The organism is Novacetimonas hansenii JCM 7643 (assembly GCF_000964405.1).
Classification (GTDB): Bacteria; Pseudomonadota; Alphaproteobacteria; order Acetobacterales; family Acetobacteraceae; genus Novacetimonas; species Novacetimonas hansenii.
The window spans coordinates 1-544 of record NZ_BANE01000344.1; the positions used below are offsets into that span (position 1 = coordinate 1).

Here is a 544-nt window from a genome sequence, read left to right on the forward strand (position 1 = left end):
CCGGGCCAACGACAACGCCCCCAACTACCGCGTCTACCTCGGACGGGTTGAACTCGGCGCCGCATGGACTCGCCGCTCCAACGAAGGCCGCACCTATCTGAGCCTGAAGCTGGACGATCCCTCCTTCGCCGCCCCGATCTTCGCCAACCTGTTCACCGACGAGGAAGGGGAAGGCTATACCCTCATCTGGACCCGGCCCCGCAGCCGGAACGGGGAGTAAGCTCCCCACCACCAACCCCGCCCGGTCTCCCCGGGCGGGGCCTTCCGGCGCTTCTTTTCCCACGGGCTCTTTTCGGGGCGCGGGCGGCAGCGCTGGTCGCCCGACGTGAGACGCAGGAGGAACATGAGGCTTTCCCTCAGCCTTCCCATTGTACCATGCGCGAGGGCGAACCGCGTCAAGGACGCGTGGTCCCCCCAATTTTGCCCGACGCACCCTTCGGGCACGCCGAACAAAATCGGTTCCCCCACGCGCCGGCGAGCCGGTCGCCTGCGGCGATCCCTGACCCGGTCCACCCCGGCATGAGCCGTCCGTCCTGTCTTCAAG

At 67.8% G+C, this 544-nt stretch carries 1 protein-coding gene; it reads left to right on the forward strand.

From position 1 onward, the window contains the following. Window positions 1-220: DUF736 domain-containing protein (locus B7G66_RS16450; protein ID WP_048859414.1), on the forward strand; the 220-nt coding region annotated here is incomplete at its 5' end. Window positions 221-544: the final 324 nt, after the last annotated feature.